This window comes from Lentilactobacillus parakefiri (assembly GCF_002157585.1).
Lineage (GTDB): Bacteria > Bacillota > Bacilli > Lactobacillales > Lactobacillaceae > Lentilactobacillus > Lentilactobacillus parakefiri.
This window is the reverse complement of the sequence record NZ_BDGB01000029.1, coordinates 64,477-87,661: the sequence shown is the minus strand read 5'-3', so window position 1 is coordinate 87,661 and position 23,185 is coordinate 64,477. Positions and strand designations below refer to the sequence as shown.

Annotated in this window: 19 protein-coding genes and 1 pseudogene; 11 read left to right on the top strand and 9 right to left on the bottom strand. The window is 44.9% G+C overall.

The features are described 5' to 3' along the window. Positions 1–30: 30 nt before the first annotated feature. Positions 31–639, bottom strand: a complete 609-nt coding sequence (locus LPKJCM_RS02250) for an anthranilate synthase component II (protein WP_057961598.1) — start codon at positions 637–639, stop codon at positions 31–33. Next, positions 623–2,101 (bottom strand): anthranilate synthase component I family protein, encoded by a 1,479-nt coding sequence (locus tag LPKJCM_RS02245; protein ID WP_057961599.1) that lies wholly within the window; start codon positions 2,099–2,101, stop codon positions 623–625. The genes LPKJCM_RS02250 and LPKJCM_RS02245 overlap by 17 nt, the downstream gene beginning before the upstream one ends. A 1,036-nt stretch (positions 2,102–3,137) precedes the next feature. Between LPKJCM_RS02245 and aroF the strand changes: the two genes are divergently transcribed. The 3 genes from aroF to LPKJCM_RS02230 all read left to right on the top strand — a co-directional run bounded on the left by aroF (position 3,138) and on the right by LPKJCM_RS02230 (position 6,158). Beyond that, positions 3,138–4,154 carry a 3-deoxy-7-phosphoheptulonate synthase gene (aroF, locus tag LPKJCM_RS02240; RefSeq protein WP_057961600.1) on the top strand — a complete coding sequence of 339 codons (1,017 nt, stop codon included), beginning with the start codon at positions 3,138–3,140 and terminating at the stop codon, positions 4,152–4,154. Continuing rightward, the gene (aroB, locus tag LPKJCM_RS02235) at positions 4,151–5,230 is read left to right on the top strand and encodes a 3-dehydroquinate synthase (RefSeq protein ID WP_057961601.1); all 1,080 of its coding nucleotides are present in this window, start codon (positions 4,151–4,153) and stop codon (positions 5,228–5,230) included. Before aroF ends, aroB begins: the two co-directional genes overlap by 4 nt. A gap of 145 nt (positions 5,231–5,375) precedes the next feature. Then, the gene (locus tag LPKJCM_RS02230; RefSeq protein ID WP_057961602.1) at positions 5,376–6,158 is read left to right on the top strand and encodes a hypothetical protein; all 783 of its coding nucleotides are present in this window, start codon (positions 5,376–5,378) and stop codon (positions 6,156–6,158) included. A 33-nt stretch (positions 6,159–6,191) separates the two neighbouring features. Here the strand turns inward: LPKJCM_RS02230 and LPKJCM_RS02225 are convergent, their stop codons facing one another. Then, the gene (locus tag LPKJCM_RS02225) at positions 6,192–6,917 is read right to left on the bottom strand and encodes a winged helix-turn-helix transcriptional regulator (protein WP_225364088.1); all 726 of its coding nucleotides are present in this window, start codon (positions 6,915–6,917) and stop codon (positions 6,192–6,194) included. A 188-nt stretch (positions 6,918–7,105) separates the two neighbouring features. On the opposite strand from LPKJCM_RS02225, the gene LPKJCM_RS02220 reads away from it, so the two are divergent. From LPKJCM_RS02220 to phoU, 6 genes and pseudogenes are all read left to right on the top strand, one after another. Next, the gene (locus tag LPKJCM_RS02220) at positions 7,106–7,999 is read left to right on the top strand and encodes a phosphate ABC transporter substrate-binding protein PstS family protein (RefSeq protein ID WP_057961604.1); all 894 of its coding nucleotides are present in this window, start codon (positions 7,106–7,108) and stop codon (positions 7,997–7,999) included. Between the two features lie 362 nt (positions 8,000–8,361). Then, positions 8,362–9,285: pseudogene (gene pstC, locus LPKJCM_RS02215) on the top strand (phosphate ABC transporter permease subunit PstC). Beyond that, complete coding sequence (pstA, locus tag LPKJCM_RS02210) at positions 9,282–10,169, top strand: phosphate ABC transporter permease PstA (protein WP_057961605.1); 888 nt, start codon at positions 9,282–9,284, stop codon at positions 10,167–10,169. Before pstC ends, pstA begins: the two are co-directional and overlap by 4 nt. Before the next feature lie 9 nt (positions 10,170–10,178). After that, positions 10,179–10,973 carry a phosphate ABC transporter ATP-binding protein PstB gene (pstB, locus tag LPKJCM_RS02205; RefSeq protein WP_057961606.1) on the top strand — a complete coding sequence of 265 codons (795 nt, stop codon included), beginning with the start codon at positions 10,179–10,181 and terminating at the stop codon, positions 10,971–10,973. Between the two features lie 11 nt (positions 10,974–10,984). Further along, positions 10,985–11,740 carry a phosphate ABC transporter ATP-binding protein PstB gene (pstB, locus tag LPKJCM_RS02200; protein ID WP_057961607.1) on the top strand — a complete coding sequence of 252 codons (756 nt, stop codon included), beginning with the start codon at positions 10,985–10,987 and terminating at the stop codon, positions 11,738–11,740. A 14-nt stretch (positions 11,741–11,754) separates the two neighbouring features. Then, positions 11,755–12,492: a phosphate signaling complex protein PhoU gene (gene phoU, locus LPKJCM_RS02195; protein ID WP_057961608.1), complete on the top strand. Its 738-nt coding sequence runs from the start codon at positions 11,755–11,757 to the stop codon at positions 12,490–12,492. Positions 12,493–12,567: 75 nt separating this feature from the next. On the opposite strand, the gene LPKJCM_RS02190 is transcribed toward phoU, so the two are convergent. The 4 genes from LPKJCM_RS02190 to LPKJCM_RS02175 all read right to left on the bottom strand — a co-directional run bounded on the left by LPKJCM_RS02190 (position 12,568) and on the right by LPKJCM_RS02175 (position 17,540). Then, a complete protein-coding gene (locus LPKJCM_RS02190; protein ID WP_057961609.1) occupies positions 12,568–13,482 on the bottom strand; it encodes an NADP-dependent oxidoreductase in 915 nt (304 codons plus the stop codon). Between the two features lie 258 nt (positions 13,483–13,740). Then, complete coding sequence (locus LPKJCM_RS02185) at positions 13,741–15,120, bottom strand: hypothetical protein (RefSeq protein WP_057961610.1); 1,380 nt, start codon at positions 15,118–15,120, stop codon at positions 13,741–13,743. Between the two features lie 208 nt (positions 15,121–15,328). Continuing rightward, positions 15,329–16,108: a hypothetical protein gene (locus tag LPKJCM_RS02180; protein ID WP_057961611.1), complete on the bottom strand. Its 780-nt coding sequence runs from the start codon at positions 16,106–16,108 to the stop codon at positions 15,329–15,331. 250 nt (positions 16,109–16,358) lie between these two features. Then, positions 16,359–17,540, bottom strand: coding sequence for an MFS transporter (locus LPKJCM_RS02175; RefSeq protein WP_057961612.1), 1,182 nt, complete (start codon positions 17,538–17,540; stop codon positions 16,359–16,361). A 243-nt stretch (positions 17,541–17,783) separates the two neighbouring features. On the opposite strand from LPKJCM_RS02175, the gene LPKJCM_RS02170 reads away from it, so the two are divergent. Next, the gene (locus tag LPKJCM_RS02170) at positions 17,784–18,989 is read left to right on the top strand and encodes a PTS transporter subunit EIIC (protein ID WP_057961613.1); all 1,206 of its coding nucleotides are present in this window, start codon (positions 17,784–17,786) and stop codon (positions 18,987–18,989) included. A 587-nt stretch (positions 18,990–19,576) separates the two neighbouring features. After that, entirely contained in the window at positions 19,577–19,822 is a 246-nt protein-coding gene (locus LPKJCM_RS13015; protein ID WP_165758558.1) for a hypothetical protein, read from the top strand. A 99-nt stretch (positions 19,823–19,921) separates the two neighbouring features. On the opposite strand, the gene LPKJCM_RS02160 is transcribed toward LPKJCM_RS13015, so the two are convergent. Then, the gene (locus LPKJCM_RS02160; RefSeq protein ID WP_057961615.1) at positions 19,922–21,670 is read right to left on the bottom strand and encodes a thiamine pyrophosphate-dependent enzyme; all 1,749 of its coding nucleotides are present in this window, start codon (positions 21,668–21,670) and stop codon (positions 19,922–19,924) included. A gap of 381 nt (positions 21,671–22,051) precedes the next feature. Beyond that, complete coding sequence (locus LPKJCM_RS02155) at positions 22,052–22,753, bottom strand: hypothetical protein (RefSeq protein ID WP_057961616.1); 702 nt, start codon at positions 22,751–22,753, stop codon at positions 22,052–22,054. Positions 22,754–23,185 lie beyond the last annotated feature (432 nt).

The window sequence follows — 23,185 nt, the reverse complement described above, 5'->3', positions numbered from 1 at the left end:
ACTAATCATTTACGCAATCCCTTTTTCTGTTCAATAAGCTGCGGTAGACACTTTAGCAATCCTTGCAATCTTTAGAAAATTCTTGATAATCTGTTTCCCTACTTCTGGATCAGTCATGATTGATTCGGGATGAAATTGAACGCCGTAGACCATCTTGGTTGGATTACTGATAGCCATGATCTCACCGCCGTCGGTGACCGCGGTGACGTCCAAGTTATCAGGGACCGTTGTTGGATCAACGATTAGCGAATGGTACCTGGCGGCTTGAAAATGATGTGGGCAATTTGCAAATAGTGGATCATTTCCCAAAAGTTGAATAGTTGAGGGTTTCCCATGCATCAAATGGGGCGCATGCACCACTTTGGCACCAAAGGCTTCGGCGATGGCCTGGTGCCAAAGACAAACGCCAAAAATTGGGACGCGGCCAAGAAATGCGGCTAAGATTGCCGGCATATTGCCAGCATCTTTTGGGCGGCCGGGACCAGGAGATAGAATGATGCTTTCAGGGTTTGCTTTCATTAAATTTTCAACAGTGATGGCATCGTTTTTCACCACCTTAATTTCTTCGGCGGTCTGGGATCCAATCAATTGGTATAGGTTATATGTGAAACTGTCATAGTTATCAATGAGATAATGCATGATAAACACCTCCCTTAGCTGCCGTTTCCTGCAGGGCTGTTACAATTGCTCTAGCCTTGTTGTTAAACTCTTGGTATTCATGTTTTGGAATGCTATCTGCGACAATCCCTGCTGCACTGCGGACCACTAAATCGTCACCTTTTCGATACGCCAGCCGGATTCCAATACACATATCGAGGTCACCATCAAAACCAAGGTACCCTAAACAGCCGCCATAAAGCCCATGTTTATTATTTTCTAATTCACCGATAATCTGCATCGCCGATATTTTGGGTGCGCCTGAGAGGGTTCCAGCAGGTAATAATGAATGAATGATATCAATTGACGAAACGTCTGGATCGATTTTACTTTCAACCACGGACCCCATATGCATCACGTTCGAGAATTTCAGCAGGTTCCGATAAGCTGTGACCTTGACCGACCCGAATTGACTGATACTTCCCAGGTCATTTCTTCCTAAATCAATCAGCATATTATGCTCAGATAATTCTTTTGGATTGTGCTGTAGTTCGTCGGCAAAAGCGTCATCCTCAACCTGATTTTTCCCTCTCCTTCTAGTGCCGGCCAACGGATATGTGAATAGTGTACGGTCACGTTTGGTAATCATAGTTTCGGGGGAAGCACCGATCGTTTCAAAATCGTTATGGCGAAAATAGAATTGATACGGTGATGGGCTTTCTTTAAACAATGTTGGCGTGGCAGCAAATAACGAACCGGTCATTTTGGAATGCTGCGGATTGGAAAGCTGGACTTGGAAGATGTCACCGTCAACAATATGATGTTTTGCTTCTGCGACCTTTTCCTCGAATTCGCTCAAAGAGAATTGCAATTTGAACGGCGTCATTGTAAATGGTGGGAGCGGCTGTTGATCGTGGATCTGCAGAATTTTGTCCTTCAGAACGGTTAAGTCACTTATCACCGATTCATATTGCGCCGTAAGCTGATCGGCAGGGATCACTTGAATTAATGTGACAGTTTGGGTCGTGTGATTATATGCAATGACTCGATTAATGAGCAGCAGGTCAACATCATTGAGTTTCATCGGATCGCTAACGACTGGTAAGTCTGCACTCGTCGCATAACGAGCATAATCATAACTGAAATAACCGACAAGCCCACCTGAAAACGGCGGCATATGTGTCAATTTTGGTATATAGTTGTCTGCCAGAATCCGTTCCAGGATAGGTTTTAAATCCGTTGTTTCATGTGAAACATTGCCTTTTTCATCCGAGCGCGTTAAGACGCCATTTCGATAAGTAATGGTCATCCTTGGATTCAATCCGATAAATGAATACCCATCTTCTTGTTGCTTGGGTTTTCCAGTCAGTAAGAAGCACGGCGCGCCTGGCTGATCGAATCGTTGCGTCACGGCGATAGGGTCAAAGTCCGGCATTGTAAAATTAATTGAAATTGGTATAGCTGAAAAATCATTTGTATATTGTTCAAGTTGTTCTAAATTCATGATGGCTTCCTCCATTGCTTTAGTGTGTTTTGCTAAATACTAAAGTTGGAATTGCCATCGTTTTCTTGTTGTTTTCATGAAAGATACCTCTATTTTTTGGCTGGATTGCGTGACTGGTTAGCTGAAGTGTGTTCTGATGCAGCCATTGGACCGGAGAAGGCACGTTTGTTAGGTTCTTGTGTGCTTCCTTCGGCCTTGAAAATACGCTTCGACGGGCCAGATGCTAACTTCTAAGGGGACTTTGATTAAAGCCCCAAGCCCAGGGACTTTAATTAAAGTCCCCTTAGAAACCGCATCTCCTAGCACTCGTCGCGCTGTAGACAAAAAATCCGCCCCAAATGCTTTCACATTAAGGACGGATTTTTCCGCGGTGCCACCTTAGTTCAATTGATCGAAAAGATAGTCTACCCCTGGTAAATCAAGTCTTTTCCGTCAATTACGCTTAGCAAGGGACTAACATCCCTCCGACAACTGACGTATGCCAACACGTTTCTTCGTACTCATAAACTTTCGGAAGAACCCTCGGTGGTCCATTTAACTGCCTGCGTTCGGCCGCGCTCTCAGCAACAGCGACTCTCTTTTCGTGCACAACAATCTTGATCTCCACCTCAATGGTTTATTTGGGACGGTATTTTATTGCCATTAAAATTACACTCATTATGAGAAGATGTCAAGAAATTTAATAATTTAAACTTTGGGGTTGACACTTCTTGGAATTCATTATATGCTCTATGCAATTAAAATTTAACTTTCTTAGGAGATTCTAATCATGATAACAATTAATTCAAAAATTAATCGATTTTATTACTATTGGTTCGTTTAGTGTTCACACCGGACAGGATGTGGGCACTCACTCACATCTTGTGCGGCCAATAGTATTTCATCATGATTACTTACTTCGGTCACACAGTTATTTACCAAATATACTGCGGGACCAATTTTTTTACCCAAAATTCTGACTCCCGCAGTGTTGTACACACTGTGGGAGTTTTATTTTATTCAAAAACACGTCAAACACAGAAATGGAGATCTTATTATGATTATTGTACTGAAGAACGGACACGAAAACATTATTGACGAGATCAAGAGTCGCTTCACTGAAACCAATGAGGTATTTGTCCACAACAACCGCGTCGCAATTCAAGGAATTAGTGAAGATGAGTTGAACGCAGAAGAAAAAAATGCGATTGATCTGATTATTGACAACGTTCCTGCTGCGGTTCAAGGCAGCCGACTATTTCACCCGGAAGATACCATTGTAACCACACCGCATAGCCAGATTGGCGGGGATCACTTTACCATGATGGCCGGCCCGTGCTCAGTTGAGTCTGCAGAACACGTCATGAAGATGGCCAAGGTTGCTAAAAGCGGCGGTGCAACAATCCTTCGGGGCGGCGCTTTCAAACCGCGAACTTCACCATACTCATTCCAAGGTCTTGGCGAAGATGGCTTGAAATTCCTCAGAGCTGCCGCTGACGCTTACGACATGGATGTATTAACCGAGGTCATGGATCAAGACCATGTGGCAATGGTTGAACAATACACCGATATTTTCCAAATTGGTGCCAGAAACATGCAGAACTTCTCACTCTTGAAGGCGGTCGGCAAAACCCAGACTCCAGTAATGCTAAAACGGGGAATGTCTGCTACGATTGATGATATCTTAAATGCAGCTGAGTACATCGCCGCCGGTGGCAACCACAATATCATCATTACTGAACGGGGGATTCGGACATTTGATAACAAATACACCCGCAATACCTTAGACGTTGGTGCAGTTCCAGTGCTTCAAAAGCTGACTCACTACCCAGTCATTTTGGACCCAAGCCATGCCGCCGGCCACACAGAGTTTGTGACCCCTGAAGCATTAGCCGGAGTTGCCGTTGGTGCTAGTGGTTTGGTAGTTGAAATTCATGATGATCCTGCCCACGCTTTCTCAGATGGCGCTCAAGCACTCAAGCCGGATGAATACCTTGCGATGGCTCAGCAGGCATTTGCGATTCGAAAAGTGATCACAACCCCTACCCAAGAAAAAAGTGAGGTTAAATTATGAAAATAATCAAAGTTGCGTTACCGGATCATTCATACAATGTCGAAATTGCCCGCGGGATCCTTGGCTGCACCGGCCAACTGGTTTCCAGTGTTTGGAGCAAACGCAAAATTGCCCTAGTCAGTGATAGTAACGTTGCGCCGCTCTACCAGGCCCAAGTTGCTGAAGCACTTGAGGCAGTTGGCTTCACTGTCCACGAGTACCAATTTCCAGCCGGTGAAGAATCAAAATCCCTGGCCGTTTTGGCTGACCTTGCCCGGCAAATGGCCACTGATCGTTTTAATCGGGATGACGGCGTGATTGCCTTGGGCGGTGGTGTCACCGGTGACTTAGCCGGCTTTCTGGCAGCCACCTACATGCGTGGCATCAGTCTGATCCAGATGCCAACATCATTATTGGCCCAAGTTGATAGTTCAGTCGGCGGTAAAACGGCTGTGGACTTGGACACCACCAAAAATATCATCGGTTCATTCTACCAACCAGACTTGGTAATTATTGACCCGAATACTCTGAAAACCTTGAAGACCCGCGACCTAGTAGAGGGATACGGTGAAATCGTTAAGGTAGCTGCGCTGTCGGATGGTGACCTGTGGAACTTAGTGAAATCAATCGACTCACCTGACGATATTTTAACCAACGCCGAAGAATTGAGTATTCATTCGATTCAATACAAAACAGATATTGTCATGGGTGATGAAAAAGAAGGCGGCCTTCGCCAGCTGCTTAACTACGGCCATACCATTGGCCATGCGGTTGAAGCACTTTCAGACGGTGGCTTACGTCACGGGGAAGCTGTCAGCATTGGCATGATTGCCATGCAGCAGATTTTTGAAGATAAGGGTCTTGCCGTGACGGGGATTACCCAGGAATTACGTGAACGACTAGAGGCGGTTGGACTGCCGACTACCTCCGATTTATTGGATTCTGACCAGGTTTTTGAAAAAATCAAAAATGATAAGAAGAATCGCGACGGCCATTTGAGTTTGATTTACATTCATACCATTGGTGGACCGGTCATCAAGTCAATCCCGAGTGATCAGGTCAAAGACTTCTTGGCAATTAAAACTGTTAAGGTATAATGTTTCATGTGAAACAATTGAAATTTAGATTAATCCATAACTGAGCATCAGTGCTACTCAGGCGCTGGTGTTCTTTTTGTGCCCTTTTTCAAAAAAGCGTAAACTAGTACTAAGATGATTTCTAAATATAGGAGGAGTGATCACAATGGCTAAACCGCGTCCACGCGAACAAACATATGAATTTACGGACAAACCCTCCTACCGTGAATGGCTGATTGAGACTGTTCGGGCGGCGCTGCCCGATGGCCTGGAACTGGCTGCCAGCAACTATGCCCGCTCCACGGCCAGTTCATACTGGCTGATTAAAGGTTATGACGATCATGATCAAGTCTTTTGGTTGACACTTCGGATTGCCACTCATCGACTTTGGCTGCAGAATGCCCACCAGATCGAGGTATTGTGGGAAGAGCCAGGAACCTTTGGTGATTTGTTCAATGCGGTATCAGCTAGTCTTCACCCAGTGGCCGTCCAAAACGCAAAGTTTACGCTGAGTTCCAAAGACATCGCTGTGTTAAATCTACTGATTGCCCTTGAACACCATAAACTAATCTGGTTTATCAAAATGGTTCCAGACATCGCCAAGGCACATAAAGATAAGCTATTTGATTTAAAGAGCGATTTCCTTGATTGTCAGCTGCTGCTTGGTGATCGAAACAACGCGAACAACCTGCTGCTGCCAATTGAGGTTCCTGCATTTCAGCATCAGTTAGCTACATTTTTTGGCGAAAATCTTCTTTTCTCACAATTTACCAAACACTCCCTGCTCAAACTACTACCCACCAACCAATGGATTCAACCGATGCTTGATGAACAAGGAAATGATGGGCAATGGGCAGATGAAATCCAAAATGCCTATGGCCAAGATTTTGTGGAACAGTGCAAGCGTGAGTTGAAGCACCAAGCAAAGGTGTATAAGAAAACCACTTAGCCTCTGACTGGCTAAGTGGTTTTTGATATCAGATTAATGGACCTGTGATTTCTGTGTTCCCTTATTCTTAAATAAGTACCCAAATCCCCGGATGGTTGTTAACATCTGGGGATTTTTTGGCTCAATTTCGATCTTTTTTCGCAGATTACTGATATGGGTGTCGATAATCCGCAAGGTGGCACCGGTTGTGTTGCCCCACACGGCCGAAGCAATCTGGGTCCGGCTGAGAACAGTGTTGGAATTGCTGACAAAGAATAGAAGCAATTTATATTCGATTGGACTTAAATTGAGTTTCTTGTGACCATTATTGACCTCAAATTTGCTTAGATCAATCTTCAAGTGGCCAACGACCAGACTTTCCGATTCCTGACTCTGCTGAGTTAATTGGAGATTATCTTTGTTTTGATACACCCAGATCTTTTGGACAATTCTGGCAACAATTTCACTGGTTGGTTCACCGCAAATGTAATCGTCTAGGTGATAATCCAGAAAATAGGAACGAACCGTTTCAACCGACCGTGGCCGTTTATCCAATAACAGAATTGGGCCGGCAATTTGGCTTCGGAGAATTGCAAGTTCAGAATAGTTTACCGGCAGTTTAGTGGTTGTTAGGTCCCAGACGATACCGGAAACTTGTTGAAGCAGGTGGTCAAGTGGTTCAAATGAAATTCGGGTATTAATTTGGAAGGCGGCAAGTTGCTTCTCAAGCTTATCTGCCAGTTTTAAGTTTTGGCTGATCAATAAGATTTCCAATGGCATCTGGTTTTCCTCCATTATTAGCTAAATTGTTTACATCTTAAGTTATGCCATACTTTTGGATAAAAATGGTTAGTTTTACGTTACTTTTACATAAACGAAACTCGATATTTACATGCCGTTGTTATATTAACAATGTACTTAAATGAGTACGAAAAAAACTTGGGTTTTCATTAGGAGGAAATCGAATTATGAAAAAAAGATCCTTTTTTTCAACTATTGTAGCAGTAGCAGCTGTCGGGGTTTTACTTGCGGGGTGTGGTTCATCAAGCAGCTCAAAGTCAAAAAAGACCTCAGCTGATTCGAATGTCAAGATCACGGCTGTTGGGTCAACGGCTTTACAACCATTAGTTGAACAAGCGGCAAGCAATTATCAAAAAGCAAATAAGAGCGTTAACATTTCTGTTCAAGGTGGCGGTTCTGGAACTGGATTAAGTCAAGTTCAAACCGGCGCGGTCCAAATTGGGAATTCAGATATCTTCGCTGAACAGCAAGACGGTATTAAAGCCAAGGAATTGGTTGATCACCAGGTTGCTGTTGTCGGCATGACACCCGTTGTTAATAAAGATGTCAATGTCAGCAATTTGACCATGGCCCAATTAAAGGGCATCTTCACTGGTAAGTATACCAACTGGAAGCAGGTTGGCGGTAAGAATGAAAAGATCACCGTTGTCAACCGTGCTCAAGGTTCAGGTACCCGGGCCACATTTGAATCGGCTGTCCTTGAGGGTGCTAAAACAGTTAAGGCGCAAGAACAAGATTCAAACGGAACGGTTCAAAAAATTGTCTCAAGCACACCAGGAACCATCAGTTATTTGGCCTTCTCATACGTTAACAGCAAGCTCAAGGCATTGTCAGTTAACAACGTAAAGCCAACTGATGCCAACGTTACCACGAACAAATGGAAGATCTGGTCATATGAACATATGTACACTAAGGGCCAACCTAACAAGGCAACGAAGAAGTTTCTGAATTACATGGACTCAAGCAAAGTTCAAGACAGCTTAGTTCAAAAACTTGGTTACATTAGTATTCACGATATGAAAGTGACTAAGAATGCAAGTAACGCGGTGAGTGAAAAGTAAGAGCGCGACGAGGGCCGGGAGACCCGGTTTCCAAGGGGACTTTGATTGAAGTTCCTGGTTTTGGAACTTTAAGCAAAGTCCCCTTGGAAGTTAGGGTCTGGCCCGTCGGAGCGTATTTCAAAGGCAGAAGGGAGCACATAAGAATATAACAATCGTGCTTCTGGCCCATCGCGAAGTAGGATAGGCAAGGCTTCCCCAGCCGTCGGAGAGAAATTCACTAGGTAATCTTCCGCACAGCACCATCAACTCTACAAACTAAACAGAAAACCAACGAAGGCTGAAGGCAAATCAAATGCCTTCAGCCTTCCTCAAGTTAAAGTACTCATTTAAAATTCATTTGACTAAATTATAGGAGGTTAATCATGGATGAAATCAAACATGATCTTCAAAACCCATCAAAAGCAACGCATGAAGACCTATTCGGTCGGGGGATTACGTATTTCTGTATCGGCTTTGTCAGCTTGCTGGTTATCTCAATTCTGTACTTTATTACCACTCGTGGGTTAGCAACCTTCACCACCAACCATGTCAGTTTATGGAAGTTTTTGTCGGGCACCAACTGGAATCCTGCTATGCTCGACAAACACGGCAATCCACAAATCGGTGCGCTGCCAATGATTGTTACTTCCTTTAGTGTCACAGTGCTGGCGGCAGTGGTTGCAACCCCGTTTGCACTGGGCGTGGCCCTATTCATGACCGAGATTGCCCCAGAGAGAGGGACCAAAATTCTCCAACCGGTCATTGAACTGCTGGTTGGAATTCCTTCCGTTGTTTATGGCTTCATCGGGCTCTCGGTTATCGTGCCATTAATTCGTCATTCGTTTGGCGGCACAGGCTTCGGAATTCTCGCCGGAACCTTGGTATTGTTCGTGATGGTTCTGCCGACCATTACCTCACTGTCAGTTGATAGTATTAAAGCTGTACCGATGTTTTACCGTTCTGCCTCATTGGCATTAGGCGCCACCAGGTGGTAAACCATTTATAAAGTGGTGCTGCGATCGGCCACCCCGGGAATTTTGACGGCTGTGATCTTCGGGATGTCACGCGCCTTTGGTGAAGCCCTTGCCGTTCAAATGGTCATTGGTAACGCTGTTTTGATGCCCCATGGGTTATTGACGCCATCATCGACTTTGACCAGTCAATTAACGACTGGAATTGGGAATACTACGATGGGGACCCTGCCAAATAACGCTTTGTGGTCGTTAGCCTTGATTCTGCTGCTGATGTCATTAGTCTTTAACATCTTGGTCAGAGTGATTGGAAAGCGAGGGAGCCTGAAAAAATGAATTCTAAAACGAGTAATAACATTGCAACCGGCGTGATCTATTTTCTGGTTGCCGGTGTCTTGGCGATTCTGGTCTTTCTACTCGGCTATATTTTGATTACGGGAATTCCACATGTATCTTGGCATTTTCTAACCTCGGCTGCACAATCATTCGCAGCCGGCGGGGGGATTCGCGATCAGTTGTTTAATTCGCTGTACCTATTAGTCCTTACATTAATCATTTCGTTTCCAATTGCGCTGGGCTCTGGGATTTATCTGTCGGAATACGCCCCTGATAACTGGGTAACCGGCGTTATTCGAACTGCGGTTGAAGTCTTGAGTTCGTTGCCATCGGTTGTTGTCGGATTGTTTGGCTTCCTATTATTTGTGGTTAATTTCCACATGGGTTTCTCAATTTTAGCTGGTGCGATTGCTCTGACATTCTTCAACTTGCCGCTGTTGACTAGAAGTATTGAAGAATCGCTGCAGGATGTATCTGAATTACAACGTGAGGCCGGTTTATCACTTGGTTTATCACGTTGGAAAACCATCACTGGGATTGTCCTGCCAGCTGCGCTTCCTGGGATTTTAACACGGATTATCTTGAGTGCCGGCCGAGTATTCGGTGAAGCCGCTGCCTTGATTTATACCGCTGGACAAAGTGCACCGACGGTCAATTACGGCGATTGGAATCCGATGGACAGTGCCAGTTTCCTGAACTTTATGCGACCTGCTGAAACACTCGCAGTGCATATTTGGAAGGTTAACACTGAAGGGGTTACCCCTGATGCAGCGGTGATTTCAAGCGGCACATCGGCCGTATTGATTGTTGTGATCTTACTATTCAACTTATTGGCCCGAATGCTGGGACGTTGGTTGTACAAGCGCATGACAGCAACGAAGTAGGAGATTATTATGCAAGAATATGATTATAATCAAACGCACATTATCGATATTCCGTTAGAAAAGGCGATGACGACGGAAAATCTGCAGGTGTTTTATGGTGATAACCACGCCATGCATGACGCCAGCCTACAATTTCCCAGACATCGCATTACCGCTTTGATTGGGGCTTCCGGCTCCGGCAAATCAACGTATTTACGCTGCTTGAACCGAATGAACGACCGGATTGCTAACGTTCAGGGAAAAATTATGTATCGGGGCATAGATATTAACTCAAAAAAAATTAACGTCTACGAAGTTCGCAAGCATATCAGTATGGTATTTCAGCGCCCGAATCCGTTTGCCAAATCAATTCGTGAAAATATCACCTTTGCCCTTAAACGCAACGGTATTAAGGATAAGCAGGAACTAAACAAACGGGTTGAAGAAAGCCTAAAGGCCGCGGCACTTTGGGATGAGGTTAAAGACGATCTCGATAAAAGTGCCTTGGCTTTGTCAGGCGGACAGGCGCAGCGGCTTTGCATTGCCAGATGTGTAGCGATGAAGCCTGATATCCTCTTATTGGATGAGCCGGCCAGTGCGCTTGACCCAATTTCAACCGCTAAAATTGAAGACACCCTCATGGAACTCCGAAAGAATTATTCGATTATCATCGTGACCCATAATATGCAACAGGCTTCGCGGATCGCGGACTACACCGCATTTTTCCATATGGGGCATGTCTTGGAATACGACGTGACTGAAAAAATATTCACAACACCACAAATAAAAGCTACCGAAGATTATATCTCCGGGAACTTCGGTTAGGGGGCTGGACAATGCCAAAGATCATTACAAGTAAGGATGTCCATTTAAGTTATGGACCCAAAGAAGCGCTTCATGGCATCAGTTTGGACTTTGAGGAACACAATATCACGGCTTTAATCGGCCCATCCGGCTGCGGGAAATCCACCTATCTGCGCTGCCTTAATCGGATGAACGATTTGATTAAAGGAGTTAAGATTACCGGCTCAATGAAACTTGGCGATGAGGATATTTATGCGCCGGGAACCGACATTGTTGACCTGCGAAAACGGGTTGGCATGGTGTTCCAGCAACCTAATCCGTTTCCATTCAGCGTTTATGAAAATGTTGCTTACGGACTACGATTAGCTGGGGAAAAGGATAAGCACGTCTTGGATGAGCGGGTTGAAACCAGCTTGAAGCAAGCGGCAATCTGGGATGAGGTTAAGGACCATCTATATGAAAATGCCCTGTCCTTCTCAGGTGGTCAGCAGCAGCGAATCTGCGTTGCCAGAGTGCTGGCCGTCCAGCCGGAAGTGGTGCTGTTAGATGAACCAACCAGTGCGCTGGATCCAATTTCAAGTGCCAAAATTGAGGATACGTTGTTAAATATCCGCAACCAATACACGATTATTATCGTGACCCATAATATGCAGCAGGCCTCGCGAATTTCAGATAAGACCGCCTTTCTCTTGAACGGTGATCTGGTTGAATTCAGCAAGACCGAGAAGATGTTTATTCATCCCGATAGTGAAAAGACCAGTGATTATCTGAACGGAAAGTTTGGCTAGGAGGAATAGAGACGATGAGAGAATTATTTGACGACGAGTTAAAGAAGCTTCACGGCCGGTTCGTGGAAATGGGCCTGACCATTAGTGAACAAATTTATAAGTCCACCACCGCATTTATTGAGCACGATAAGAAAGCCGCTCAAGAGGTTATTGATGCTGATGAGGAGACCAATTCAGATGAAATGAAATTGGAAAAACAGGCCTTGAGTTTGATTGCCCTGCAACAGCCGGTTGCGACCGATTTTCGAGTTATTATCAGTATTTTAAAAGCCAGTTCTGATTTGGAACGAATCGGTGACCACGCGGTTAGTATGGCGCGGGAAACAATTCGAGTGAAGGGCAATTCACGGATCCCCAAGGTGGAAAAAGCGATTGCCAAGATGACCGAAGAGGTCCGGAGCATGCTGGAGAGCGCATTGGATGCCTACGTGAAGAGTGATGCCGATGCTGCAAAGAAGTTATCGGATAACGACGTCAAAGTCGATGAGCAGTATTTGCTGATTAGGGATGAAATCACTGAGGCAGTCCAGTCGGATACCGCTACAGTCACTGCCAGTTCCAGTTACTTCATGGTGATTAAGCTGCTTGAACGGATTGGTGACCATATCGTTAACTTGGCAGAGTGGATTGTCTATTCGGCTGCCGGCCAGATTGTCGAACTCAACCCCGGGAAATCAAATCCGGAGTTGGTTGATAAGCTTTATTCTGAAGCGATTGTGAAGGATAAAGATAGAGATAAAAATAGTAAATAACCTTGATAAGAGAACCAGCCCTTCATAACTGTGTCGTGCAGCTGTGAGGGGCTGGTTTTGTGTAACTATTACAATCTACTTGGCAATAATAATCCGCCCAGCATGCTTAGAATCCAGCAATTGATGGCCCTTAATGACGCCGTCCAGAGTAAATGGGAATTTGTAACCAATGCGAATCTCGAGCTTGCCTGCTGCCATCAGTTTCAACATGGCATTCAAAGCATCGTCATCCGAAATTTCCTGGGTGGGATGAATGTGATTGAAGTGGATCGTCTTATCGGTTGGGGCATCGTTATCAGCAACGCTAGCCACGATGCCGCCATCCTTGACGATCTTGACGTCACTTTCGGCACCATTGCCGTTTAATGCGGCATCAATGACAACGTCAGCGGTATTTGCCAAGACTTCTGCTGGATCGTCGTGATCATAAGCAACGTATTCATCAATTCCCAACGATTTGACATAGGCTTCATTCGCGCTGGAACCAATGCCGATTACCTTGGCACCCGCGTCCATGGCAATTTGGGCGGTAAGTGAACCAACACCACCGGAAGCGCCTTTCACGACGACGGTTTGGCCAGGCTGTACTTTGCCAAATAAGTGAACACCTTTATAGGCAGCCAGACCAGGGGTCACAATCCCAGCCGCAGCCATATAAGGCACGCCACTAGGAATTAAGACGGTGTTGGAATCCTCGCCAATGGAATATTCAGCGTAAGAATGGTGACCGTGAGCCACTACCCGATCGCCAATATCAAAGCCAGTGACGTCCTCGCCAACTTTTTCGACAAAGCCGGCAACGTCTCTTCCGGGGATGATTCGATGGTCGACTGGCTTGAATTGACCGGCCCGCTGTAATGCCTCAAAGTTATTTAAGTTGAAGGCTTCTGTTTTGATTAAGATCTGATTGGGTTTAATTTCGGGGGTTGGCACTTCATACTCCTGAAATACCTCAGGACCGCCATTTTTTTCGTAACCGAATGCTTTCATCAAAATCGCTCCTTTGTTTGTATTTATACAAACTTAGTGTAATTCATATGCATGTGAAAGCAATTAATTTGAATGTGGGTTGTCTGGTTTGGCTGTTAAATTTATTCACGATATGTTCCCCAACAATCAAATGGTTAATTGTGTGTGATAGTATATTGGGAACCTTGGGTGTTTTCACCCAAAAATCGGAACAACATAGTAAAAATAACACCTTCAGTTCAGCCTGGCGTTGAACGAAGGTGTTTCAATCCGAAAATGCTATTTAGTAAATGCATCATAATAACTAACTGGCTTATAAAGATAGGGTAGAACCGTTGCATCATTGCCAGAGAAGGTGTGGATATCATGTGGATTTTCAGGTGCTACCCAAGTGTCATAGGCATCTGATTTGGTGACCAGCTTAGCGAAGGTCAAGATCACTTGGCCATTTGGCGTGGGTTGGTTTGAAAAGAACATTGCTTGGTATTGACCATGCCACTTCCCATTTTCGTAGTGGTACTGGTAAAAGCCTAGGGTGGTGACGTAGCGGTAATATTGGGATTTGGATGGGTTCATTTGGCCCAACATCTTTTGATCGTATTTACCGTAACTGACATTATTTTGAAAAGTTGCCGGGTAATACCAGATGCCGTCCTTAAACGTCGGTTGGGTATTCGATAGCTTGAGTATGTTACTGGTCGGGACATAACGTAACCAGCGATCCTGATCGACTAATGATAGGTTATGGTCAGGGCCGAAGTCGTTGCCATAGATGTGGGTAATGGGCCCGTTTGCAGCGGCTGAGAACTCGGCGTTTGGATCTGGAAAGTCAAACTGGCGGCCGCCAAATGGGATGACCGAGGTTTTGTTGACATCGTATGTGGCAATCGGCTTGCCACCGTTAGGGAGTTTGGCCAGATCTAGGACTGAGGCAAATGAATTGATCTCTTCCCAATTATTGCCGGTTGCGCGGTCGTTTAAAATATCGATCATTGGAACGCGAACCGACTGACCGGCCTTGGTTTTGGTTCGGCGCATCACAATCCGTGCCCCGTTATGGTTGCCATAGTTCAACATTTTCGGCAGATATGGCCGGTCCTTTTCGAGGTAGGTTAGAACCTTCTTTTGGTCACTGAACGATGGTGTCTTGGTAAATGCTTGCAAGTGTTCCTTGTTGATGGTGCCATTAATCCGGTTAGCATAAGAATAAATCCCAGAAGCGTCCCAGTAACCGGGCTTGTTCCCCTTAACGTAACGCCGGTTGGCCAACAGGACGTTCAGGGTTGGGTAGCGGTAGAAGCCGCCCTTATAGTATTTTCCTTGGATTAGCTGGCCATGCCAGACGTAACCCTTAATCTTTTTGTTGGCACTTTGGACGTCGTAATAACTGCCAAAGTAGTTACGGGTCTTGATGGTGACCCGCTTGGTGGCATACAGATTTGTCCGCGGATAGTTCTTCAAATTATGTAACTTCCTGTTATATTTTGCATTCCACACGTAAACATTTTTATTGGTGTTCGGTAAAAATGACGTTTTTTTGAATGTCTTATTGGTAGTAATGGTAACTTTGGCGGCTGCCGATGGTGCGGTTTGGCTACAGAAAATTGACGCCGTCAACAAGGATGCGAGCGTGATGGCGAACGTTAGTGATTTGTACACGATAATCCCCCTCTCTTTATAGGTAGTGCCCAAAACCTCAAATTGTTCCAAGATTAGCTGAAAGTAATTGATTGTGGACTTTGAAAGCATAGAAACTTAGTGATTACTTTCCACACAATTATAAAGGCAGAAGTAAAATGTTTCAATGAGGCGTACGATTTCCGCTTCCCCTTCCGAAGAACCTAAGTGGGTGGGACAATCGTTAATTTTATTTGGTTCCAATCACAAATCCTTGATGCATATCGCCGGTATCATATTGATCGGACCACTGGAAGTTAGTGAGATAGATGCCAATGATGTATTCCCTTTGTCGATTAGCAGCAGTATAGCCGTTGGCCGCTAGAATTGCCTTAATTTTTGCTAACCGCTGCTGGTTGGTTAAACGGTTTTTGACATTCAAAAAGTCATCCATTGCTTTGAAAGTGGCTACATTGTTAACAACCTTATCCTTGGGTTCACGAAATAACGCATACCGACTCAATGGCTTGGAAACGGTACTATTGGGAAATAGTGCCAAAATATCACGGGTTAGCTGCTGGTATTTGGATTGCTTGATAAACTGAGTGTATTCTGCGTTAGTGGCGTTATCGAGGCTAATGCTTCTAACTTTGGTAAAATTAGGGTTGTACCCTGGTTTGAGGTAGCCTCGCCAAATCCAACCAGTAACTGATTTCTTGGTTTTAGTTGGGGAAACGGCACCAACTCGGTAGTAAACGGCATTCTTATGATTATGACGAAGCACAACCGTGCCGGTCGAATGCCAAGAAGTGTTTGGATAGTTCTTAATGTTTGCTAATTTTTTAGTGTGCTTAGTGGTCGTCCAAACGTAAGCGTTCTGTTTTGGATTAGCTGCATGATACATTTTACCAACCCCGGCAGGAAATGAGCTCTTGATAACCGTGTAACCAGAACTGGCATGAGTAGTTGGATTAGACAGCATAACTATCCCTAATCCTAGACTAAGTAACAACAAAGACCATTTTTTCATCTGTATCCTCCTCCCATTTACCTCAGTATACCTGATTAAGAGCTGAATTTGAAAATTATTGGTTATTATGGTTCAGACGTTTCAGTTCCATGTGGTAAATTAGGTTAATGGATAATTCAAGTTTAGATTAAAGCAGTCCCTGATATCTATCTGATAGATACGAGAGACTGCTTTAATGAGTTTTAGAGGATGTGATAAGTTAAATCCAGAAACATAATTATGATCAAGAACAGCCAGTACCAAGCCAGTGTCAGACCTTCATCGACGAATGCTTCCTGATAGCCCGGTTAATCAAAATTAGCGACCCGAGCGACAGAACAGCAAAAACGACCGATCCAATACTGATTCTATCAAGGCCAACGATGCCCACTAAACTTGAAGCCGTGGCGGACCCCAGTGAAATACCGAAGTTAAAGAAAATCGAACTCAGGGATGAGGCAAAGACCAGCGACTGTGGGTATTCTGATTCTGCCAGATTCAAGAAATGGATCTGAACCGGTGAATTGATGATTGTCACAATCAACGTCAGGATGAGCATGATTGCTAGACCGGCAATTTTACTGTGCAGGGCAAATGGGAAGACTGCCAGCAAGAGGATATCGGCAACGTAAAAGAGCGGTACCTTTTGCAGGCTGTTGGGCTTTTCTGCCAGCATGCCAGATAGTCGATTACTGATGATACTCATAATCCCAATGATGAATAGCAGCCAGTTCAAGCTCTGGGTACTGAAGCCCATCGACGTGGTGAGCAGCGGACGAATATAGGTGTAGTAGCCGTACATGGTTGCGGCTGTGAACAAGACCAGGAAAACACCGTAGTAGATTCGGGGATCCAGCAGGATGGTCAGCTGGTTTTTAATGGTACTCTTAGTCTGCTTGACCTTTTTGGGCAGAATGTGTGCTAATAATAGGAAGGTTAAAATACTGATGACCGAAAGTCCCCAGAAGGTGTAACGCCAGCCAAAGCTCGTGCTGACGGCAACGCCAATCGGCACCCCAAACACAGACGCGATGCTAAAGCCGGCAAATATCCAGGAAACTAACGATGCTCGCTTATCCCGTGGGGCAATCGTGCTGGCGAAAGTCATGATCAGTGAAATAATGGAACCAGCTGTGGTTGCGGTGATAATTCTGGAGGCCATCATCGTCAAGTAGCCAATTGAAAGGGCGCTGAGGGTGTTGCCAATCAGAAAGATAATCATCAAAGTCAGCAGTGTCTTGTAGCGACTGTAACGACTGGTCAGAATGGTCACAAATGGCGTACTGATGGCGTAAACCATCGCAAAAATGGTGACCAAGTAGCCCATGGTCGAGATGGGCGTGTGAAATTGGGCCGATAAATCCGGCAGAATCCCGACGACAATGAATTCGTTGCACCCCAACATAAAGGCAACGAGGATGAATACTAATGATTGAACTTGATACTTAGTCACTTGCAAACCCTCCAACAGTTAAATTGTTTCATGTGAAACTTCCTCTCAAATCATAGCACAAGAACCCCTTGGATGTGGGCATAATCTTAAGTTAAGACAGATTTTTTGATCATGGTTATCTTCCCATGAAAATGGTGATGAAAACACTTGTGGAGACATGCTTAAGCAAGAAATCCCGGAAATATCCTTGCATCTGTGTTGAAAACCCGTAGAATGGTTCGAAGTGACTATTTTTAGGAGGATATGCATTTGTTTATTAGAATGATCAAAAAGACTCAAAAAGGATTTATCAGCTTTATCAATCTGTTGGCTGATATCTTTGTTCCAATTATTCCCGCAATCGTGGCGGCTGGCCTGTTTATGGCACTGCACAACGTTTTAGTAGCGCCCCACCTATTCATGAGTGCTTCTTTGGTTACAGCTTATCCTCAGTTTAAAGGATTTGCGGCGTTTATTAATGTCTTGGCCAACGCACCCTTTGCATTTTTACCGGTCCTAATTGGCTTTTCAGCCACCAAGCGCTTTGGTGGGAATCCGTATTTAGGAGCTGCCATGGGGATGATGATGGTATCGCCGGCGCTTGTGAGTGGCTATGATGTGAGTACCGCGGTGGCCAATCATTCACTTGAATACTGGCATATTTTAGGGATGCCGGTCGCGCAAGCAGGCTACCAGGGATCCGTGATTCCAATGCTGGCGGTGGCCTGGTTGTTGTCGGTCATTGAAAAACAGTGTCATAAACGGCTTCCAGAAGCACTTGACTATACATTTGCACCACTCATTACGATTCTATTGACTGGGCTTTTAACCTTTGTGATTGTTGGCCCGGTTATGCGGGATGTCAGCGATGGCTTAACCAACGGCTTGTTGTGGCTGTACCAGACTTCGGGGGCCTTTGGAACTGGCGTCTTAGGCTTGTTCTATGCACCTTTGGTCATCACTGGACTGCATCAGAGTTTTCCAGCAATTGAGACTCAATTAATTGCCAACGTGAAACAAACCGGCGGGAGTTTCATTTTTCCAATTGCGTCAGTATCCAATATTGCTCAGGGTGCTTCAGCACTAGCGGTTTTCTTTTTAACTAAGGATAAAAAACAGCGGGGACTGGCATCATCGGCTAGTATGTCCGCTTTACTGGGAATCACGGAACCGGCAATGTTTGGGATTAATCTTAAGTTAAAGTTCCCATTTATCGCCTCAATGATCGGTTCGGCTGTCGCCTCAGTATATTTGGGACTCACCCATGTTTTAGCAGTCTCACTGGGCTCTAATAGCGTTTTGGGATTCATTAGTATTGCAACCAACGCTATCCCGGCATTTCTGATCAGTTGCGTAATCGCATTTGTCGTCAGCTTTTCACTGACTTACGTTTATGGCCGCCGTCAAGAGGTTAGCGACCTGCTGCGACAGGATGACGTGGAAGCTGGTGAGGCGGTTGTGGCTCACTGATTAGTCAGAGATTAGCTGGAGTCAAATTAATCAATTTAATAAAGCCCCCCTCAATTTAAGTGGTTATCCATTGGCTTGATTCATCAGCCACTTAGTTGAAGGGGGTTATTTGTATCTATATTGAAATGTAAGACTCTTGACTGCATCTATATAACCGGAATAACGGTCTCTTGACATCCCTTTTTAGGGAATATTGCATTTAAAAATGAAGAGTGCAACAATGAGTATTGGATGTATAAATGATCGATTATTGTATATCCAGTGAACGACGAGGGGAAGGAAAAAAGATGAAAAAAGTTTGTAAGGTAATGATAGCCATGGGACTAATTTTTAGCTTTCTATACTTTAGTCCTGCGGTAGCAAATGCTGAAACTGTTGTAAATTATGGTACGATTGCTCGCTCAAGCAAGAATGATCATATCAACTTTCAGTTTAGATTCAATAAACGACTTAGTCATGTCTCAGATAAGTTGCATAAGACACTGTCAAGTGTGGCGGTGTATGACACAAGAATTCAAAACGAGAGTAATCATAACATCCGATTCTACTTTTCGAAGCTCTGGTTTGCTAATTTGACGGGGTATCGGTTGTATGATCGTCCCGTGTTTCATCCTGCAAAATCAGTGCTGGTTAAAGCACACACGACCAAGGTGGTAACGAATAGTTTTCGCGATACTTTGGATGCGTCATACAGTTACTTTGTTCCTAAAAAGAAGCAACAGTACGTAATTCAATACTTTAATAAGAACAATCATTATCTTGGTAAAATTAATGATCTCCATCATCAATTAACTCAAGTCGGTTGGGATCCAACTTGGGCATGGGCTAATTAATTACTGAAAATGATTAATCATCAACTAAAGCCACCAGTGGATTTATCGTCCACTGGTGGCCTTTTATGGTTAATGAGTCCTTATTGAATTCAAATGTTTTTAACGGTTGTTTTCTTCCTTAAGAAGGGTTGAAAAGGCTGGCTGATCAAATAGGTTCGATTGTTTGGTATACGTGTCGATGGTTGCTTGATCAAACTGGTCAGGATCGATTGGCATGAAGCTGGTATCAACCGGATCCTGGTTCTTAACCTTGGCATCAATCAAAATTGGTTTGGTATTGCCGCTAGCTTGTAATTTTTTAATTTTTTCGAAGGCTTCCTTCAGCGATTGCCGATCAGATACTTGAATGCCAATTGCACCCATGTCGTCGGCAAAACCGGCCCAGTTGGCACCAATGAAGTGGATACCGTACGGCTCTTGGTTGGCAGTAATCTTTTCATGTTGAATGTAACCGAATGCACCGTTTTCCAGAACGACGTTGATAATTGGCAGCTGGTACTGCACCTGAGTCAGCAGATCCTGCATCACCATTGAGAAGCCACCATCACCGGAGATGCTGAAGACTTGGCGATTTGGATAACTTAATTTGCCGGCGATACTGGCTGGTAGGGCATAACCCATGGTCCCGAACCAAGCGGACATACTGAACTTTTGGTCGTGGTTAAACGGCAGCTGGCGGATGGCCCACATTAAGTTGTTACCAACGTCGAGGCCGAACACCGCGTCATCAGAACTATTTTCCTTAATAGCGCGAATAACGGCTTCTGGTGCGAGGCCATCCTGATCGTCATCAGCGACCTGATTCAACCAGGCATCCCAGTTCTGCTTGTCCTTTTGAGCAGCTTTGAGGAATGGGGTTGAAGCGATTGGTGCTTTTTCATTTAATTTGGCGAGGAACGGCTTGGCATCGGCGAGGACAGTCAGGTCAATGTCATGTTGCTTCCCCAAATCTTCAACGTTGTTGTTAATTTGAACGAACTTAATGCCTTTTGGTAGGAAGCGGCTAAACGGGTAGTTGGTTCCTGCCAGGATGATTAGGTCGGCTGCCTGGGTTACCTCAAAGGCTGGCTTGGTTCCCAGGCGCCCCCGAGATCCCATGAAGTTTGGATGGTCTGTTGGCATGACGCCGGTTGCCGGAGCAGTGGTGAGCACCGGGACACTGAAGCGTTCAGAAAATTGGACGACTTCATCACGAGCATCTTTCAAGCCCAGTCCTGCCCATAAGACAGGGTGCTTGGCTTGTTTAAGCAACTCATAGATCTGGTCGACAGCGGCTTGGTCCACGCTGATGGTTGTCGCTGGCTTGAGCACTTTTGCCGTTTTGTAAGGTTCAAAATCAATCTCTTCGCCTGATAGGTTATCCGGAATAATCACAACGGCGGGACCCTTTGTCCGGTAGGCGTAGCGGATCGCTTCATACATCACGTAGGGAATTTGTTCCGGGTTGGTGACTTGTTTGTGGAAATCAGTCAGGTCAACGAACAGCGGATCCTGATCCATTTCTTGGAAGAAATAGGTGTTCATGATCGGGGTTGCCGACTGACCGACAATGGCGACAACCGGTGCGTGATCCATCTTGGCATCGTACAAGCCGTTGAACAGATGGGTTGCGCCAGGACCGGCGGAGCCAAAACTGATGCCGACCTTACCGGTTAATTTGGCGTCGGCGGTTGCGGCCAAGGAGCCGACTTCCTCATGGCGAACCTGAATGTATTTAATTTTGTCGCGTTCTTGATAGAGACCGTCAACCGTATTATTGATTGAGTCGGCTGTGATCCCATATAAATGATCAATATCCCAACTTACAAGTACTTTGGCCAACGCTTGGCCAGCTGTCATTTTTGCCATGAATGAATCACTCCTAAATCTAAAATGTAATGCTTACTTTTTATAAGTATGTTTAAAAATATAACGCAACTTGGAACTGAGTGCAACTGGTTAGTTCACAAGCTTAAAGCTTTGGCATCGGCTGTGGTCGGTACTGGTATTGAAATAGCGCCAGCTGCCAATAGTGATCCCGTTGCAATAAAACTGTTAAATGTTTGTTCATAGTTATCGCCTCTTGACGACATTACATTATAGAACAGAACAATGTCGGGAGCTAATGGAACAGAATGTTTCATGTGAAACATCGGTGTGAATTAAAGCTACCAGTGGATTGATCGTCCATTGGTAGCTTTTTATGGTCCTTATTCTGATTATGAAGCGAGCAGCCCACACTACTTTTAGTTACTTAACGTTGTAATTAAAGCCCTTAATAATCTGTTTAACACTCTTCTTAACGGCACTGTTAACCTTGTTGCGAATTCGTTTTTGAACCGTCTTATTGGTTTTTGGATTTGAGACATTCTTGCCGGCTGCCTTTTCCTTTTGGTACTGCTTTTGAACGGACTTTTCGAGCTCAGCCGTATACTGTTTTTTCAGGCTTTTAGCAGCGTACTTATTGGCATAGGATTTAGCCGGTGACTTGCTGGTCTTAGTAAATGTATAGGCTTTGCCATTGGCACTTGGAACCCGGGCACCGTTGTGGTAAGCCAGGTGAACGCGATAGGTGGTGTCACTCAGCTTAACGAGGGGGAAATAATAGACTTGTTTGAGCAGCTTTCCCTTAGTGCTGACGAATTTGTATTGGGAAGTGAAGGTTCGCCGGTCCTTACTAATGTTGTTAAGAGTCGGCATCCCAACCTGTAGCTGGGGCTTGTTAAAGTCACCGAATACCAGGACGGTTTGAACGCCCTTGCTGGTTTTGAGGTACTTCCAGTGAAAAGCAAATTGGGCTTTATCACTTTTAAAGTAGCCGGTAGGGCCGCTGATTTCGTCTTTAGAAAATGTGTCGGCTGCCCGTGCTGGGCTTGCTGCAGCCGATAGTGTGAATAGGATAGACGCCGCTGCCAGTGTGCCGGTTAGGCGTTTTAAATCATTGCGTTTCATAATGAGTTCCTTTCGTGTAATAAGTTAACTTCCTATTATAGTGTAAACTACTTTGTCATTTGCGAACACGGGTCGGAGATAAGTATTTTAACTTTGCACACTTTAATCAAATGTGTGTATTACAAAGCTAAAACCCAGGTGTTACGCTAATTATAGCTAGTAAAGCATCGTGGATTATAAATCTTCGACGCTTAATAGCTGTTCGACGCTCACCTAATTAGACATTACCGGACGTGGCAGTTCAGTAATGAATGGCTTGGCAGCCTGATCTAATGACGGCGAGGGATTGATCGTAATCGCTGAATGATTGAAGTTACTTGGAGCGGGCGGCACCGTTTCAGCCAATGCACGTTGCGTCTATGTGGGCGGCACCACATAGACAGCACCAAAGGGGATCTGTTGTGGGCGGCACCACAGTGGATAAGCACCGTT

Excerpts from the sequence above, each read along its gene's own strand:
- phoU (WP_057961608.1), top strand. The coding sequence starts at position 11,755 with ATGAGAGAATTATTTGACGACGAGTTAAAGAAGCTTCACGGCCGGTTC.
- LPKJCM_RS02250 (WP_057961598.1), bottom strand. The coding sequence starts at position 639 with ATGCATTATCTCATTGATAACTATGACAGTTTCACATATAACCTATAC.
- LPKJCM_RS02245 (WP_057961599.1), bottom strand. The coding sequence starts at position 2,101 with ATGAATTTAGAACAACTTGAACAATATACAAATGATTTTTCAGCTATA.
- LPKJCM_RS02170 (WP_057961613.1), top strand. The coding sequence starts at position 17,784 with ATGCATTTGTTTATTAGAATGATCAAAAAGACTCAAAAAGGATTTATC.
- LPKJCM_RS02155 (WP_057961616.1), bottom strand. The coding sequence starts at position 22,753 with ATGAAACGCAATGATTTAAAACGCCTAACCGGCACACTGGCAGCGGCG.
- pstB (WP_057961607.1), top strand. The coding sequence starts at position 10,985 with ATGCCAAAGATCATTACAAGTAAGGATGTCCATTTAAGTTATGGACCC.
- LPKJCM_RS02220 (WP_057961604.1), top strand. The coding sequence starts at position 7,106 with ATGAAAAAAAGATCCTTTTTTTCAACTATTGTAGCAGTAGCAGCTGTC.
- aroB (WP_057961601.1), top strand. The coding sequence starts at position 4,151 with ATGAAAATAATCAAAGTTGCGTTACCGGATCATTCATACAATGTCGAA.
- LPKJCM_RS02160 (WP_057961615.1), bottom strand. The coding sequence starts at position 21,670 with ATGGCAAAAATGACAGCTGGCCAAGCGTTGGCCAAAGTACTTGTAAGT.
- LPKJCM_RS02180 (WP_057961611.1), bottom strand. The coding sequence starts at position 16,108 with ATGAAAAAATGGTCTTTGTTGTTACTTAGTCTAGGATTAGGGATAGTT.
- pstB (WP_057961606.1), top strand. The coding sequence starts at position 10,179 with ATGCAAGAATATGATTATAATCAAACGCACATTATCGATATTCCGTTA.
- aroF (WP_057961600.1), top strand. The coding sequence starts at position 3,138 with ATGATTATTGTACTGAAGAACGGACACGAAAACATTATTGACGAGATC.
- LPKJCM_RS02190 (WP_057961609.1), bottom strand. The coding sequence starts at position 13,482 with ATGAAAGCATTCGGTTACGAAAAAAATGGCGGTCCTGAGGTATTTCAG.
- pstA (WP_057961605.1), top strand. The coding sequence starts at position 9,282 with ATGAATTCTAAAACGAGTAATAACATTGCAACCGGCGTGATCTATTTT.
- LPKJCM_RS02230 (WP_057961602.1), top strand. The coding sequence starts at position 5,376 with ATGGCTAAACCGCGTCCACGCGAACAAACATATGAATTTACGGACAAA.
- LPKJCM_RS02225 (WP_225364088.1), bottom strand. The coding sequence starts at position 6,917 with ATGCCATTGGAAATCTTATTGATCAGCCAAAACTTAAAACTGGCAGAT.